Consider the following 16,528-nt stretch of genomic DNA (forward strand, 5'->3'; position numbering starts at 1 on the left):
GGCGATTAGGAAATTCGCCATAGCGATTTCCGTAACGAGAGGAGACTGTTTCACAGTCCCTAGCCTTAATCGAATTGTGACATGAGGAGGTAAAAACGATATCTTTTTACCGACGAATTAACAAGGCGATTAGGAAATTCGCCATAGCGATTTCCGTAACGAGAGGAGACTGTTTCACAGTCCCTAGCCTTAATCGAATTGAGCTTGCACGAATGCTAGAGCACCTTTTCCATCACGAGTTAATTTGATGTATTGAGCGCCTTCTGTCTTGGCAAGTTTAATACCGAGTTTATCTGTTTCTGCTTTCATATCTTCAAAGTTTGAAGCAACTTGAGGGGCAAGGATAACCAAATCAAACTCTGGTAACATTTCACGGTGAGCACCATAGCCACCTGCTGCTGCTTTCACAGGAACATTGTATTCTGCAGCTGCCTTGTTCAAAGCATTTGCAAGGAGACCACTTGTACCTCCACCAGCACAGAGAACGAGGACATTTGTTTCTTCAGTGATGGTGTTTTGTGCTGCTTCTACACCAGCTTTTTCAAGAATAGCATCCGCTTTTGCAGTGTTGAAGTTTGCAGCAACTTTTTCTTTCAATTCATCATTAGACTTACCTGAACGCTCTTCTTCTAGAATTTGTTCATCATAGACCTTAAGGAATGGATAGTAAATGGCAACGTCAACCACGATTAGAAGGGCAGCAAGAATGAATGATAGAACTTGGAAGTTAGTACCAAGAACTAGACCTAGTGGAGCTGGGGTTGTCCATGGTAGATTAGCAGTAAATGAATTCATTCCAAGAGTTTCAATAAAGAATTTGAAGATCCAAACGTTTGCGATTGGAGCAAAGATAAATGGAATGAAGAAGATTGGATTCAAAACAAGAGGTGCACCAAACAAGATTGGTTCATTTACACCAAAGAAAGTTGGAACTACTGAAGCGCGTCCGATTGCACGGTTACGTTTAGATTTTGTTAACCACATGAACATGAATGGAACAACCAGTGTCGCACCAGTACCACCCATGGTAACGATAAACATTTGTGTACCAGAAGTAAGAATCTTGTCAGCGTGCATACCTTGTTGGAGAAGGTTCAAGTTGACTTCGGCATTTGCATATGTAATTGCTGCGATAGCAGGCTCAACAATAGATGGACCGTGAATACCCACAAACCAGAAGAAGGCAAAGGCACCAAAGATAATGGTAATACCAAGATAGCCATCAGCTGCAGAGAATAATGGAGCAAAGAATTTACCGATTGATTCAGCTACGCTTGCCCCCACAAAATGACGAGCTAGTAAATCAAGAATATAAAGAGAAACAACAGATAGAGTGAATGGAATCACATCTTTAAAGACTTGTGAAATATTTGGTGGAACTTCGTCAGGCATACGAATGGTAACGTTGTTCTTAACACAGACCTTATAGATAGCTACGGTAACAAAGGCAGCAAGGAAGGCTGAAAGCAAACCTTTTGTCCCCAAGAATCCAGTAGCTAGACCATTTTCGATAGGATCAGCTGCCAACATCAACAAACCAACAATTGCTGCTAACAATGTTGACATATAGTTGATTTGATTGGTTTTCTCCATGCTACGGTTTACTGAGTCGGTCAGTGATTTAGCTGTTGTACCAGCTACCAAGAGAGCTAGAATCCCCATTGAATAGCTATAAGGTTTCATGAGGAGATTAACAACATCATCAGACCATTTAAAGCCCCATGAGTTTGGTACAAAAGCAATCAAGATAAAGATACTTGAGAAGAGAATAACAGGCATACCTGCGATAAATCCATCCCGAATAGCGCGAAGATAGATATTACGAGATAATTTCTCAAAGAAAGGTTTTCCTTTCTCAATAAATGCAATTAGTTTGTTCATTATTTAACTCCTCTCTTATAAAGTTCGATTAAGTGGTGCATCAAATCTTTTAACAAGACAGTTGTCATCAAGTGGTCTTGGCCATGCATCATGGTTACACTATAAGCTAAGTCCTCACCAGAAGCTTCCTTAGTCAATAGACTTGTTTGCGCGTGGTGAGCCTCTGCGATACAACTACTAGCTTCCTCTACCAGAGCGTCCGCTTTTTCAAAATCACCAGCTTCAGCAGCCTTCAAGGCTTCCAATAGTTTTGAACGAGCATCGCCAGCATAGGCTACGATTTCAAAACCTAACAATGTTACTTCTTCTCTATTCATGATAGAATTCTCCTTATGTATTTTTAATTAAATTTTTATGACAATAAACGTTGGATATGTAGAACTAGATAAACTCGTTCACTTTTATACAAATCTAGACCCGTATGTTGCGTAATCACATCATAGATTTTGGAACCAATCTCGAACGCTTTTGGATAGGATTGTTTGATGTGGTCTTCCATATCCAGAAGTGATTGGTTATCATCTCTAGATCTGTCTAAATAATCCAAGAAATAATTCAAATGGATCATAAAGCGATCATAGAAATGGTTATTCTCTTTGGTTCGCTGAATTGCATAGTCCGTTAAAACTTCTTCAACATTCCTCAGAATTTCTTTCCTCTTATCAATCGACTCCACAAGTTCCACTTCATTTTCACCTTCGGCATTAATGAAATGATAAGCAATCCGAATAATTTCGTCCTCAGGAAAATGATCCGCTAGCTTCTGGCTGTAAATTTCAAATGCTTCATTTGCGATTTGAAAAGCGACAGGATACTTAGTAGAAATATCTGGCAGATTACTATCCTTGTACCTTCCTTGTGCTAGAGCTTGGTAAGAACAGTAAATATGATCTGTCAAGGTTACGTAGAGATACTCTTGAATCGGATAATGATATTTCTTTGATAGCTTATCAATGATTTCATAAGTCACTGTGATAAAATCAAGCGGAACATCTTTGAGGAGAGCCATAAAGTTTTCTCTTGACTCTTCGGTCTTCATCCGAAAGATTTTCTCAACCTGCTGTTCAGCAATCAAATCCCCCTTCTTCTTTCCAAATGTAATCCCCTTACCAATCACAATCACTTCTTCTCCCTTATCATTTCTTACAAGCGAGACATTGTGATTCATTGGATTTAGAATTCGATACATGTCAACCTCCTTTTATATCTTAAAGGTATATGAGTACAAAAAATGACCACAAATGAACTAGAAAATCAGCCGATTTCTAATTCACCTGTGATCATGCCTAATATTACTTAGTAACACTCACCTTGTATTAACTTGTGATTTAAGTATAGCACAAGTAAGTTATTTTGTAAACCTTTACATGAAACTTTTTTTACTTTATTTGAGCATATTTTATCAAAAAAATAAAACAGTAAACAAAATTAGAAAACAAGTGTTTATAGCGCAGAAAATTTCATCTCAGTTCAAAAACAAGTGTACTAATAACTCTATATTTTTTTGAAAGCTCCAAACCAAAATCCATTATTCCTAATAAACAACTCATCACCAAAAGCTCTATTATGTTTTGAACCGATTTCTAATTTTACAAGACGCATAGGAGCCAATAATTCAATTAACTCACTTTCTGTATAAACTCTTTCTAACATTGAATCTAGTTTTCTACGTATATAACCTTTTTCTAGTAAAGAATTATCAGGAATTGCATCTCGGAAAATTCCATCTTTCCGTGGACAATAAAAATAATACATTCCTCCTGTTTTCAACATCCTTTTCACCTCTGAAAAATAGTTCTGTCTATCTTTTTCATCCACTATAAATGTAATCGCAGACATTATATCAAATATAGAATCGAAATGGTTGTCAGGAAAATCTAAACCTTTACCTACATCTGTCTGTGTTATATGACAATTTAATTGTGGAAATGACTTAGTCAATAATCGTTTTGCACTATCAGCGGCCTCTTTTGTTAAATCTACACCACAATAAGTATCCGCATAATGATTTTCAATTAAATAGTAAAGATTCCTTCCAAAACCACAACCAACTTCTAATACCCTGCACTCATCGTTTTGAGTAACGATTTGATTTCTCAAAGAAAAAATCTTTTGAACTGCATCATTAGGAACTAAGCGTGTCTCTGTTTTTGATGATTGGGCGTGTAATTCTTCCCATTTCTTGTGATTATCTTCATTTAAAACAAATGTATCCATTGAACTCTCCATATCTCATTATCGTTTCTACATGATGAAATCCAGCACTCTTTAACATTTCTTTATTTTCAGCATGAGTGTGGTTAATCATAACTCCCTCCAAGCTCAATTGCTTAGATAGAATTTCTTCTGGACTAAATCCATGTTCTTGCTTGAATTTAATATAATTGGAAACTATCAACTTATTTACCTTCGGATCTGTCATGATTTCTTTCTCAAATAGAATAAACGCTCCACCTTCAACTAACGATTCATGTATTTTTGATAAAATCTTTATTCTCTTGTCTGGGAGAATAAACTGAAGGAAATAATAGCTAATAATTAAATCGCTGGGTTCTAACCTGGCTTCCTCCACGGAGCTTGTTATAAATTCAAGCTCAGGAAATTTTGATTGTGCCACCTGATTCATTTCTGGAATCTCTTCTATCCCGATAAAACGAACTTCTTTTTTAGACTTGTGACGCTGGTATAATTTACCAATCAAATTACCCGTTGCAGAGCCTAGCTCATAACATAAGGAATGGTCACGAATAAAAAAATCGCTTAGATGACAAACAAGGTCATGTCCTTCATCATATAAAGGAATGGATTGTCTAACATGCTCATCAAAATGTTGAGCTACACCATTACCAAAACTCCATTGTGTTCCATTTTGAATAACAATATCATTTCCAACTTCCATAAACTACTCCTCTTCTCCCTTGACTTTCCAGTTTACTAATACCAATGCTAACACAACCATCGAACCACCAAGAACCAAATTCAATGTAAACGGCTCATGTAAGCCCATAATAGAAAAGATAGTTGAAAATACTGGAACTAAAAACAAGAAACTGCTAGCTACTGTTGCTCCCCTTTGTCCTAGACTATAAAACCACAGTCCAAACGAACCAACAGACGCAGGAATAATTAACCATATAAACCAAACCCAGCCCCAAAATCCTAAATTTAGAAAGTTATAACTTTCATGCACAGGTATTGAGAATATGTAAAGGAATACCCCACCTAATAACAATTGCCAAGCTGTAAATATCCATGGACCGTTATCAAAAGGAATTTTCTTGGTGACAACTGTATTGACCGACCAACAAAATGAACCAAGTAAAGCAAACAAAGCACCTAAACTAAACGCAGATACATCTAGTCCTATACAAGTAACAACTCCAGCCACACCTAATATTAATGCACTTATCTTCTGAATAGTCAATATATCTTTTAACAAAAAATGTGCTAAGAAAGCTAACCAAAGAGGATTCGTAAATAAGATAATGGAAGACATCGATGATGATACATCATGAGCTAGGGCAAGATTAAGAAATCCCATGGTTCCAGCTGTCTGTAAAATCCCGATAGTCACAACCAATATAAACCCCTTTATCTTACTACCTTGACTTTTAGGGATGATAGTCCCTCCCTTGCCAAATAAAAACGATAATACTAACATCACTAACCCAGCAATAATAAATCGAACACCCCCAAGTAATAATGGAGGAGTCTTTTCAACTACTATGAGATATTTCCCAGTTGGAAAAGACGACCCCATAAAAAGTGTGGTAAGTAATATAGAAATCAAAAAAATAAAATTTGAACCTCGTTTCATTTATTTCCCCTTCTTTTAAAAGATATTGATGATATTTTTTGTCTTTTATTCTACTCTTTTAAAAATGAATGTCAAGAGATTTATCAAAAAATTCCAAGATTATTTTTTTAAACTCCTATGTATTGAGAAAAAAACAAAAAAAGGCTATACTGGTAATTGTGGATAATGATTATCTTTTTATATGGAGGTACAAACATGCGATTGTCATCAGGTTGGGAACAGTCAGTCTATGTCTTACTCATGTTAGATCAGCTACCTGAAGGAAAGTATATCAATACAATTTCCTTGAGTGAACGGCTAGAAGTTTCAGATTCTTATTTGAAAAAAATTATAAAACTATTAGACAACGAAGGGTTGGTTAAATCCGTTAGAGGGAAAAATGGAGGCGTTGCTCTTTCTAAACCCCTCAGCCAAATCACCTTTTACGATGTATTTGTAGCTATAGAAGGAAAAAATCGAATCTTTGAAAGTCAAAATCTTCTAAAAAAATTCTTAGGCAACGAGGAAAGTAAAAAGGCTAAAAGATGCGTTGTAACCAACTCTCTTGATATTATTGAAAACACTTTAGTTGCAACCCTGACTTCTATTACACTCAGCCAGGTAGCCCATCAATCTGAGATTAACTATGATTTAACCGATATCAGAAATTGGGTCAATAAATGCCAAAACTAGCTGGAGAAAAAATTTTTCAGCTAGTTTTTATGAATCCTTGACAAATAATTTTACAAGGACTATACTATATTTGAAGACATAATATATCTTCTATATCGTCAACAATGATCTTTCATTGCATGCTTTTGGATAGCTAAAGAAAGAAGGTTCTTATGAAAGTTATTTTAGCTACTGACCAAGATGGTTTCCAACTGAAAGAAACCGTCAAACACTATCTGCTTCATTCTGGTTATGAAGTAATTGATCTCAACTCTACACAAGGTTCTGAGGATTTCGTTGATTCTACTGTCAATGCTATTACAGAGTTTAGAAAATATAAGCAAGCTCGCGCTATTCTTTTTGACAAGTTTGGACATTCTTTTATGCCTGCTAATAAGTTTAAAGGTATTATCTGCGCCGCTATTTCCGATGAACACTCTGCCATGATGACTATTCGACACAATTCTACTCCAATCATTACAATTGGTTCTGGAATTACAGGTGATATTTTAGCAGTTGAAATAGTCAAAACCTTTCTTGAGCACAACTATGATGCTGGCCGTCACCAAGTTCGCATTGATATGCTGAACAAGCTCTGCTAGGAGGTATTCCCATGAAAATAGCTCTCGGTTGTGATCACATTGTAACAGATGTGAAGATGAAGATTTCAAAACACCTAAAAGAACAAGGTCATGAAATCATTGATGTTGGTACTTATGATTTCGTCCGTACCCACTATCCTATTTATGGTCGCTTAATTGCAGAGGAAGTCGTCAATGGACGGGCTGACTTTGGAGTTGCCCTGTGCGGTACAGGTGTTGGAATTGCTGTATCTGCTGATAAAGTTCCTGGAACTCGAGTTGTACTTGTCGGAGATGTTGCGACTGCTCGTTCCGCTCGTGAAAATCTCAATGCTAATATTGTTGCTTTCGGTGGTGCTATCCTAGGTATCAATTTCATTAACAACATTGTAGATGAATTTATCAATACCAAATACAAACCAAGTCCTGAAAAAGAGGAATTGATTGCGAAAATTGATAAACTATCTGAAGTGAGCCCAGATGTAGCTGCCAATGATCATATCTTCGATGAAGAGAATGCCAAGTGGGATCGTGGAGAATATCACGATTAACTTGTATTCCGCCTTCTATATTTTATCTAATACTCAATGAAAATCAAAGAGCAAACTAGGAAACTAGCCGCAGGCTGCTCAAAGCAGTGCTTTGAGGTTGTGGATAGAACTGACGAAGTCAGTTACATATATATACGGTAAGGCGACGCTGACGTGCTTTGAAGAGATTTTCGAAGAGTATAACCTTGAGGATAACTAACTCAAGGTTATTTTTACGTCATCAAAAAAGTCTAGAGATATTTCTATCCCTAGACTGAAGTTATTTTCACAATTTGAGTACTACACGCGTTCTTTCCATGAAGTCGCTGTTGTTTGAAGAACTTTATTGAGCTCATCAATGTTTTCAAATCCAGTTGTGCGAAGCCATTCACGTGCTGCTTCTTCACCATTTTTGATGTAAGCTTCAACTGATCCAGCCCATGTAGCACGGCCACAAAGAACTCCATTGAAGTTTGCACCTGATTCATGAGCAAATACAAGAGTATCTTGGAAAAGTTTAGCTGATACACCAGCACTCAAGTAGATATATGGCAAGTTAGTTGCTTCATCTTGTGCTTTGAAGAAAGCTGCTGCTTCTTCACGTGTATAAACTACTTCACCTTCAGCGAAGCCTTCAACATATTTAATGTTAACAGGAACTTCAACTTTCAAGACGTCAATGTTAAAGCGTGGGTCTGAGAAGACTTTCATAGCACCGATAACTTTGTGTGGTTTTACTTTCGCGTATTCTACAGAACCTGCATCAGCAATTTTTTCATCGTAAGCAAGGATTTCAAGGAAGAATGGGATATCTTCAGCCACACACTCAGAACCGATACGTTCGATGTAGGCTTGTTTTTCTTGATTAAGTTCGTCTGAGCTATCTACATCATAGTAAAGCAAGAATTTAACTGCATCTGCACCTTCTTCTTTAATACGTTTTGCAGACCAAACATCCAAGCAGTCTGGCAAACGTTTTGTACTTGTTGTATCATAACCTGTTTTTTCATAAGCAAGGAGAAGACCAGCTTTTTCATCAAGAGCTTTAGTCGCTGGAAGTCCATATTCAGGGTCAAGAAGCATTGATGAAGCGTATTTAGTCAATTCATCCGCTACCAAGACTTTGAGTTCTTCCATTTGAGCCACAGTTGGTTCTTCTGTTTGGTGTTGAGCCATGAGGCGTTTCAAAGCACCACGTTGGTCAAATGCAAGAGCTGAGATGATACCATTTTCATCAGAAAGTTTTTCTAAGCGTGCACGTTTTTGTTCTGTTAAAGCCATTTTATACCTCTTTTACTATTAATTGATCATATAGAGCTTGATAGTTGGCCATGTTGACATGACCAGTCATTTTTTCTTGAGCATTGAGCATACCAAGGACATTTGCCTTGATGAGTAATTCTGCATCTGATTCTTTATGAAGTAGTCCTGAAGAAATTCCTGCCACAGTAGAATCTCCAGATCCAACAGGATTCACCACCTGAATTCTAGGAATATCTACCTTGTAGAAAGTGTCACCATGTTTAGCAAAGGCACCGTTGGCACCAAGTGAAACGATAATCCATTCAATACCTGCAAACAAGGGTTCTTGAAGTACTTCTTTTAATTCATCCAAATCCTCAGAAACTTCTCTTCCAAGAAGCTGAGACAATTCCTCATTATTTGGTTTGATGACTGTTGGTTTATGTGGTGATTCAAGAACCGCCTGAAGTGCTGCACCAGAGCAGTCCAAGACAACAGGCTTGCCAGCTTGATTAGCAAGTTCTACCAAGCTCGCATAGTAATCAACTGGAAGACCAGCTGGAAGACTGCCTGAGATAGCTACTACTTCAACTGACTCCAATAGTTTTTTGAAATGTTCCAAAAAGTCTTGACCTTCCTGTTCCAATACTTCAGGACCTTTTTCAAGAACTTCTGTTTGGTTGTCTCCGTGGAGAATAGCGATACAGTTACGAGTTTCTCCCTGAATTGAGAAGAAATCTTTCTTTACTTGATTATCAATATTTTCAACCAAAAACTCACCAAGTTTGCCACCCACTAAACCAGTAGCAAGAACAGAATCCCCAAATTCTGAAAGTACTCGGGTAACATTGAGTCCCTTACCACCAGCCGTTTTGGTTACATCCACCACACGATTGACAGTATCAATCTTCAACTCATCCAAGGGATAGGAAATATCAATGGATGGGTTCATTGTGACTGTTAAAATCATAGGTTACCTCTTAGTCGTGGTATTCTCCACGATCCCATTTTTCAAGGAATTCAGTGAAGAAGTTTGCGTCTGTTTGTTGAGCATTGTGACTTTCAAGGTGTTCAATTTTCGCAATTAATTTTTTGTTTTCTTCAGATGGTTTGTATTCAGCATGGATGAAAGCTTCGATGATATCACACATAAGCAATTCACCAGTAATCTTACCACCAAATCCGATAACGTTAGCGTTCAATTGTTCTTTAGCATAAAGAGCTGTTGTCATATCACGAACCAAGGCAGAACGAACACCTGGGACTTTATTTACAGCGTTGTTGATACCAACACCAGTACCACAGATACATACCCCAAGATCAGCTTGACCGCTAGTTACAGCTTCCCCTACTTTTTTACCAAAGATTGGGTAGTGAGTACGTGTATGGTCATATGTACCAAAGTCAATGACTTCATATCCTTTTGATTTCAAAAATTCTGAAACCGCCATTTTTTCATCTGTTACGATGTGGTCACATCCAATTGCAATTCTCATTTTTAACTTACCTTTCTTACTGTAATCTAATTAGCACATTTTGTTCAACATATCGACCCTAATTTGGTGACGTCCACCATCGTATTTACCATTAACGAATCCTTTAGCGATGTTTTTAGCCAATTCATCACCAACAAGTTGTGCACCCATAGTGATCATACGTGAGTTGTTGTGGCCACGAGTCATATAAGCTGAACGTTCATCAGAAACTTCTGCAGCAACCATTCCTTTGATCTTAGTTGCAACCATAAATGGACCAGCTCCATAAGCATCAATCACGATACCAAGGTTTTGCTCTTCTTTGTTTACTTCTGAAGCAACAGCAAGAGTTACATCAACAAAGTCTTGACCTTCAGCTGTAACATCCACAACGTGGAAGTTTTCTTTTTCCAAGAAGTCTTTCACAACTTCTTTCAATCTCAAACCTGCAGCATCTGCACCGATAACAATAGACATATTGTATACTCCTTTTTATTTTTCTAGGCTAGTAAAGACTTTAATGGTTAGCAGTTTACCTACAAAAAGTTTTCTAGCAGTTTATTGACAAATTGGATTGAACGAGATGAATGACACCTTATTCAAGTTTAGGAAATCAGTTTCCTAGAAATAATCTTTCTCTACTACAGAGAATATAACAAGTGATTGTTTGTTTGTTACAAACATCATTTGTTGCTTACAAACATAATATACTCCTATTTCTTAAAAAAGTCAACAATCAATGTTTGTTTTTGTGTTTTTTTAATTAAAAAATTTCGATATCAAAACCAATTTGATCCACTTGACCAGGTTCTAGGAGACGAACATTCTTCTTATCTTCTAGATGATCTCCTTCTTCAAGGGATGTTGACAAGCCAGACCATGGTTCAAAAGCAATGAAAGGACCTTTATTCAAAGTTGACCAGATAATAAGATTTGAAAACTCTGCGAAGTGCACTTTCAATCCCTTATCATGTTTACGGGAACGAAGGGCAATTGTTCTAGATTGCAATTCATCTAAGGTAACTGCATCTGTACTGAAAAGATCATAACTAAGATCTATTTCTTTTTGCTCCTCTAGCCATGGACTTCTATCTTGAAAATCAAGCATACCCGTTTCTGGGAAAGGATGTGGAACAGAGCAAGTCTCTTCTTTCTCAAACTCTAAATAGTAATCTTCATAGACCTCATCATCCAGTAGAGGACAATTAAATCCTGGATGTCCACCAATAAAGTACGGCAGGACCTTGCTAGTTTCTTTATTAAATATTTTGTATTGAGTTCGTACTGTCTTACCAGTAAGGATATAAGTGATTTCTAGGCGAAAATGATAAGGATAGTTTTGATAGCTATTCTCATCGTCTTCAATTGCAAAAGTTACACTCTTATCTGTCTGTTCAACTAATTCAAATTCTTTCTTACGAACCAAACCATGACGAGGAATGTTTCCTTTGCTTTCCTGCCCTTTCTCATCTATATATACGGCTGTATCCTCTCTTAATGAACCACAAATGGGAAAGAGAACAGGAGCTTGTCCACTCCAATAAGTAGCATCCCCTTGCCACAAATACTCAAGTCCCTCAGCATCTTTTATAGAAGAAAGAGCCCCACCAAAACTGTTAAATTGAACTCTTAATTGTTCTGATTTTAATTCAATTACCATTATTTTCTCCGATTTTTTTATAGTTTATAAAAAACTAGGTTGTCACTCCTAATGGTATGACAACCTAGTTTCAACAATTTACACTCTGCGAAAATCCAATTCAAACTTCGTCAGCGTCGCCTTGCCGTAGATATGGTCACTGACTTCGTCAGTCTTATCTACAACCTCAAAACTATATTTTGAGCAACCTGCGACTCGCTTTCTAGTTTGCTCTTTGATTTTCATTGAGCTTACATTTTATAGGAGCGCATTATTTTGCTTTTGCTGCGTACTCTTCGTTACGTTTGATCATTTGTTTTCTGTACCATGCAAAGATACCGATATAGAATACAAGGAAGACTACAGCACCAAGGATTGCTTTGATATCACCAGTTGTAGTGTTACCAATTGTCCAACCAAGAAGTTTTTCGATTGGTCCTTCAAGAGTTGAGTGAGTGATCAATTGAGTTTCGCTCACACCTGCTGGGAAGGCACCTACACCTTTAGCAAGTTCTGTTGCAAATGGTGCGATAAGTGTACCTGAAAGAAGGAAGAGTGGCAACAAGAGTGTTCCGAATATAATCATACGGAGCAATTTACCACGAGTTACAACCAAGAGAGCTGGAGTAACACCCATAGCGATGATACCTGCAAGTGGCAAAATACCATTTCCGACTTTTGAAAGAAGCACTGCTTCAATCAACATGATTGGTGCAAGTACGTTAGCACAAGCCCAGATTTCAGCACGACCAGCGATGAATGGCCAGTCAAGACCGATGTTGAATTTACGTCCTTGAAGACGTTTAGTAGCAACGTTTGTAATACCTTGTGAAAGTGGTTCTACTGCTGCGATGAACCAAGAACCGATAAGTGAGAAGAGTTCCAAAGATACACCGGCAGTCAAACCAAGAGACAACCATCCTTTAATAACCAGACGCCATTTATCTGCATCTTCAACACCTGCAATTGGATGTGGAGTTCCCATAATACCGATAACAATACCAAGAATGAAACCGATAAAGAATTTAGATCCCCAGAAACCGATTTTTTTGTTCAATTTAGCAGCATCAAAGTCATATTTATCAAGACCTGGGAAGAATTTTTCAAAAATCTTATCCAAAACCATGATAACTGGGTTCATCATGTAGTTCATGTGAGTTGATGTCATTGGTGATGAACTTGGTGCGTTAAGAAGGTCATCAAATGTAGGTTTCATTAAGTCAGAGTTGATAATTTTCAACACACCGACAAGGACGATAGCTGCTGTAGCAATCAAGAGTGAAACCCCTTGGCTCACACCATTGTTGTCAGCATACCATTTAATCAAAAGACCTGTGATAGACAAGTGCCAGATATCAAAGATATCAACGTCAAGTGTATCAGTTTTCTTCATAGCTAGCATCACTATGTTGACAATCAACATGATGAGCAAGAAGTATAGTGTCCAAGCAGATCCCCAAGTGATTGTTGCAAGTGGTGCCCAACCAACGTCAGTGATACTCAATTGGATACCAGTATTTTCAACGAATTTTGCAAGTGATGCTGAGAAAGCACCATTTAGCATACCGATGATGGCACCGATACCTGTAAGAGCGATGGCAAGTTTGATACCACCTTCAAGCGCTTTGGAGAATTTCACTCCAAAAAGTAGAGCCAATATTGTCAAAATGATCAACATGATGACAGGACCACCCATATCTAAGACGGGTGTAAAGACCTTTTTGATTAGGTCAAAGATTGCATCCATAACAGTTCCTCCCTTTTTTATGTTATATGAATGTTAACAAATTAAAATTAGCTTAAGCCGTGTTCTTTGATAGCTGCTTCAATATTGTCAAATACTGGAGCGCTCATTGCTGGGATACGGAATAAGATTGGTCCAGCTTCGATAACTGGAATACCTGGGTCAAATCCAAGGTCTGTCGCAGCAATTGGTGTGAAGATGTCATAACCTTTGATAAGGTCTTCGTTAACATCTTTTACCATAACTGCATCACAGTGAACATCAAAACCGCGGTTTGAAAGTTCTTCTTCAAGAGCGCTTTTAATTTGATGGCTTGAGTTAACACCTGCACCGCAGGCAGCAAGAATTTTAATCATATGGATTTCCTCCGATTTAATATTTTTAATAGACAAGATTAAGCGATTGCTTCAGCGATATAAGCATAGAGGGCTTCTGGTTCAGAAATTTTTGATAGGTCTTCAAGATGACCATTTCCAGTAAAGAAGTCCATCAACTGAGCAAGAATGTTTGTTTGACTTGAACTTGAGTTATTAATGATAAAGAAGAGCAAGGATACTTCTACTTCCTTATCTGGTGCAATCATGTTGTGGAAGGTCACCGGTTTATCCAATCGAACAACCACAACTTTTTCAGCTAGATTATGAACAATATCTGTATGAGGAATAGCCACATTCGGCAAATCCTTACCCAAAAATTCCATATCTAAGCCAGTTGGAAATGATTTTTCACGCGTGATCAAGGCTTCACGATAGGTTGGAGTTACGATTTCTCGTTCTTCCAATAAAGTTGCAACCTGATCAAAGAGATGTTCTTGATTATCCGCTTCTAAGCAAAACACAAGGTTTTTGTCAAAGAAATGATCTAATCCCATAAGGTTTTCCCTTCTTTCCATTAACTTTATGCTATAAGTATAACACTATATGAAATCGTTGTCAATGATTTTCTGTTGTTTTTTGTCTCTTTTTTTTATATTTTTGTTGTTTTTGTAGTTTGCTGTTAAAAAACAAACATATAAACAAACAATTCAAACACTTTTTCTGTTCTAGAAATAAAAAAAGCAGACCATTTAAGTCTGCTTTACTATTGATTCTTATATAAATTTCCTATGAAGAAGGAAATGCAATTAAACAACTTACTCTTCATCCATACTTAAGACGCTGAGGAAGGCTTCTTGGGGAACTTCTACTGATCCGATAGCTTTCATACGCTTCTTACCAGCCTTTTGTTTTTCAAGGAGTTTGCGTTTACGAGAAACGTCACCACCATAACATTTAGCAAGTACGTTCTTACGAAGGGCCTTGATATCAGTACGAGCCACGATTTTGTGTCCAATTGCTGCTTGGATTGGTACCTCGAATTGTTGACGAGGGATGATTTTCTTGAGCTTATCAACGATGAGTTTCCCACGTTCGTAGGCAAAGTCCTTGTGAACGATGAAGCTGAGGGCATCCACCTTGTCTCCGTTGAGAAGGATATCCATTTTCACAAGCTTAGATGGGCGGTACTCTGACAATTCATAGTCAAAGCTTGCATAACCACGTGTTGAAGACTTGAGTTTATCAAAGAAGTCGAAGACGATTTCAGCAAGAGGAATTTGATAGATAACATTGACACGGTTATCATCGATATAGTCCATAGTCACAAAGTCCCCTCGCTTGCGCTGAGCTAGCTCCATTACTGCTCCTACGAACTCCTGTGGTACCATGATTTGCGCCTTAACATAAGGCTCTTCAATGGTCACAATCTTGGTAGGATCTGGGAACTCAGATGGGTTAGACACATCCATAGACTCACCGTCGGTCAAATTAACTTTGTAAATAACAGACGGAGCTGTCATGATGAGGTCAATGTTGAACTCACGTTCCAAACGCTCTTGGATAACATCCATATGGAGTAGTCCAAGGAAACCACAACGGAAACCAAATCCAAGTGCCTGAGATGTTTCTGGTTCAAACTGAAGACTGGCATCGTTGAGCTGCAATTTTTCAAGTGCTTCACGTAGGTCATTATACTTGTTTGACTCAATTGGATAGAGACCCGCAAAGACCATAGGATTCATCTGCTTGTAACCATGTAAGGGCTCAGCCGCAGGATTGGTTGCCAAGGTAACGGTATCACCCACACGCGTATCCTGAACTGTCTTAATAGAAGCCGCAATATAACCAACGTCACCAGTCGCAAGGAAATCACGACCAACTGCCTTAGGAGTAAAAATTCCAACCTCAGTCACATCAAAAGTCTTGCCATTGCTCATAAGCTGAATCTTATCGCCAGGTTTAACCACCCCATCCATGACACGCACTTGGAGAATAACCCCACGGTAAGCATCATAAACCGAGTCGAAAATTAAGGCCTTAAGTGGCGCCGTCACATCACCCGTTGGTGCTGGAACTTTTTCTACAATTTGCTCTAGAATTTCTTCTATACCAATACCAGCCTTGGCAGAAGCCAAGACTGCTTCGCTGGCATCCAAACCAATGACATCTTCAATCTCTGTACGCACGCGCTCTGGATCTGCAGCTGGTAGGTCAATTTTGTTAATGACTGGCATGATTTCCAAATCATTGTCCAAGGCTAGATAAACGTTGGCAAGGGTTTGGGCCTCAATCCCTTGGGCAGCATCGACCACCAAAATCGCTCCCTCACAGGCAGCTAGCGAACGTGAAACTTCATAGGTGAAGTCTACGTGCCCCGGCGTGTCAATCAAGTGGAAAATATAAGTTTCGCCATCTTTTGCAGTATAATTGAGCTCAATGGCATTCAACTTAATAGTAATCCCACGTTCTCGCTCTAGATCCATGCTGTCCAAAAGTTGAGCTTGCATTTCACGACTGGAAACTGTCTCTGTCTTTTCCAAAATGCGGTCTGCTAGAGTCGACTTTCCGTGGTCAATATGGGCGATAATAGAGAAGTTACGAATCTTCTCCTGTCGTTTTTTCAATTCTTCTAAGTTCATGATTCTCTTCCT

The 16,528-nt window shown here is 38.1% G+C and carries 19 protein-coding genes; 3 read left to right on the plus strand and 16 right to left on the minus strand.

Going from position 1 to position 16,528, the window contains the following annotated elements; genetic code table 11:
* Positions 1-189: 189 nt before the first annotated feature.
* From N8L90_RS07300 to N8L90_RS07325, 6 genes are all read right to left on the minus strand, one after another.
* On the minus strand, positions 190-1,881 hold the full coding sequence (locus N8L90_RS07300; protein WP_261024843.1) for a lactose-specific PTS transporter subunit EIIC: 1,692 nt from the start codon (positions 1,879-1,881) through the stop codon (positions 190-192).
* Positions 1,881-2,198, minus strand: a complete 318-nt coding sequence (locus N8L90_RS07305) for a PTS lactose/cellobiose transporter subunit IIA (protein ID WP_261024844.1) — start codon at positions 2,196-2,198, stop codon at positions 1,881-1,883. The genes N8L90_RS07300 and N8L90_RS07305 overlap by 1 nt, the downstream gene beginning before the upstream one ends.
* Before the next feature lie 35 nt (positions 2,199-2,233).
* On the minus strand, positions 2,234-3,070 hold the full coding sequence (locus N8L90_RS07310; RefSeq protein ID WP_261024845.1) for a transcription antiterminator: 837 nt from the start codon (positions 3,068-3,070) through the stop codon (positions 2,234-2,236).
* A 305-nt stretch (positions 3,071-3,375) separates the two neighbouring features.
* Entirely contained in the window at positions 3,376-4,098 is a 723-nt protein-coding gene (locus N8L90_RS07315; protein WP_261024846.1) for a class I SAM-dependent methyltransferase, read from the minus strand.
* On the minus strand, positions 4,076-4,780 hold the full coding sequence (locus N8L90_RS07320) for a methyltransferase domain-containing protein (RefSeq protein WP_000451779.1): 705 nt from the start codon (positions 4,778-4,780) through the stop codon (positions 4,076-4,078). Before N8L90_RS07320 ends, N8L90_RS07315 begins: the two co-directional genes overlap by 23 nt.
* Before the next feature lie 3 nt (positions 4,781-4,783).
* On the minus strand, positions 4,784-5,698 hold the full coding sequence (locus tag N8L90_RS07325) for a DMT family transporter (RefSeq protein ID WP_000820329.1): 915 nt from the start codon (positions 5,696-5,698) through the stop codon (positions 4,784-4,786).
* Positions 5,699-5,893: 195 nt separating this feature from the next.
* On the opposite strand from N8L90_RS07325, the gene N8L90_RS07330 reads away from it, so the two are divergent.
* From N8L90_RS07330 to lacB (N8L90_RS07340), 3 genes are all read left to right on the plus strand, one after another.
* Positions 5,894-6,370 carry an RrF2 family transcriptional regulator gene (locus tag N8L90_RS07330; protein ID WP_001239965.1) on the plus strand — a complete coding sequence of 159 codons (477 nt, stop codon included), beginning with the start codon at positions 5,894-5,896 and terminating at the stop codon, positions 6,368-6,370.
* A gap of 152 nt (positions 6,371-6,522) precedes the next feature.
* Complete coding sequence (gene lacA / locus N8L90_RS07335) at positions 6,523-6,951, plus strand: galactose-6-phosphate isomerase subunit LacA (protein WP_261024848.1); 429 nt, start codon at positions 6,523-6,525, stop codon at positions 6,949-6,951.
* Positions 6,952-6,962: 11 nt separating this feature from the next.
* On the plus strand, positions 6,963-7,481 hold the full coding sequence (gene lacB, locus N8L90_RS07340) for a galactose-6-phosphate isomerase subunit LacB (RefSeq protein WP_000684751.1): 519 nt from the start codon (positions 6,963-6,965) through the stop codon (positions 7,479-7,481).
* Between the two features lie 279 nt (positions 7,482-7,760).
* On the opposite strand, the gene lacD is transcribed toward lacB (N8L90_RS07340), so the two are convergent.
* The 10 genes from lacD to lepA all read right to left on the minus strand — a co-directional run bounded on the left by lacD (position 7,761) and on the right by lepA (position 16,516).
* Entirely contained in the window at positions 7,761-8,741 is a 981-nt protein-coding gene (gene lacD, locus N8L90_RS07345; RefSeq protein ID WP_001229116.1) for a tagatose-bisphosphate aldolase, read from the minus strand.
* Position 8,742: 1 nt separating this feature from the next.
* The gene (locus tag N8L90_RS07350; RefSeq protein ID WP_172922417.1) at positions 8,743-9,672 is read right to left on the minus strand and encodes a tagatose-6-phosphate kinase; all 930 of its coding nucleotides are present in this window, start codon (positions 9,670-9,672) and stop codon (positions 8,743-8,745) included.
* 10 nt (positions 9,673-9,682) lie between these two features.
* Positions 9,683-10,198 (minus strand): galactose-6-phosphate isomerase subunit LacB, encoded by a 516-nt coding sequence (lacB, locus tag N8L90_RS07355; RefSeq protein WP_001216910.1) that lies wholly within the window; start codon positions 10,196-10,198, stop codon positions 9,683-9,685.
* 30 nt (positions 10,199-10,228) lie between these two features.
* A complete protein-coding gene (gene lacA / locus N8L90_RS07360; protein ID WP_000029281.1) occupies positions 10,229-10,654 on the minus strand; it encodes a galactose-6-phosphate isomerase subunit LacA in 426 nt (141 codons plus the stop codon).
* A gap of 286 nt (positions 10,655-10,940) precedes the next feature.
* Positions 10,941-11,837 (minus strand): aldose 1-epimerase family protein, encoded by an 897-nt coding sequence (locus tag N8L90_RS07365; protein WP_261024851.1) that lies wholly within the window; start codon positions 11,835-11,837, stop codon positions 10,941-10,943.
* 78 nt (positions 11,838-11,915) lie between these two features.
* Positions 11,916-12,062 carry a chlorohydrolase gene (locus N8L90_RS07370; protein ID WP_082242418.1) on the minus strand — a complete coding sequence of 49 codons (147 nt, stop codon included), beginning with the start codon at positions 12,060-12,062 and terminating at the stop codon, positions 11,916-11,918.
* Between the two features lie 25 nt (positions 12,063-12,087).
* Positions 12,088-13,563 carry a PTS galactitol transporter subunit IIC gene (locus tag N8L90_RS07375; RefSeq protein WP_261024854.1) on the minus strand — a complete coding sequence of 492 codons (1,476 nt, stop codon included), beginning with the start codon at positions 13,561-13,563 and terminating at the stop codon, positions 12,088-12,090.
* A 47-nt stretch (positions 13,564-13,610) separates the two neighbouring features.
* Entirely contained in the window at positions 13,611-13,916 is a 306-nt protein-coding gene (locus N8L90_RS07380) for a PTS sugar transporter subunit IIB (RefSeq protein ID WP_000590547.1), read from the minus strand.
* Positions 13,917-13,954: 38 nt separating this feature from the next.
* A complete protein-coding gene (locus N8L90_RS07385; RefSeq protein ID WP_000521972.1) occupies positions 13,955-14,431 on the minus strand; it encodes a PTS sugar transporter subunit IIA in 477 nt (158 codons plus the stop codon).
* 261 nt (positions 14,432-14,692) lie between these two features.
* Entirely contained in the window at positions 14,693-16,516 is a 1,824-nt protein-coding gene (lepA, locus tag N8L90_RS07390) for a translation elongation factor 4 (RefSeq protein ID WP_261024856.1), read from the minus strand.
* Between the last annotated feature and the right edge of the window lie 12 nt (positions 16,517-16,528).

The sequence above is a fragment of the Streptococcus mitis genome (assembly GCF_946190115.1).
GTDB lineage: Bacteria > Bacillota > Bacilli > Lactobacillales > Streptococcaceae > Streptococcus > Streptococcus mitis_CO.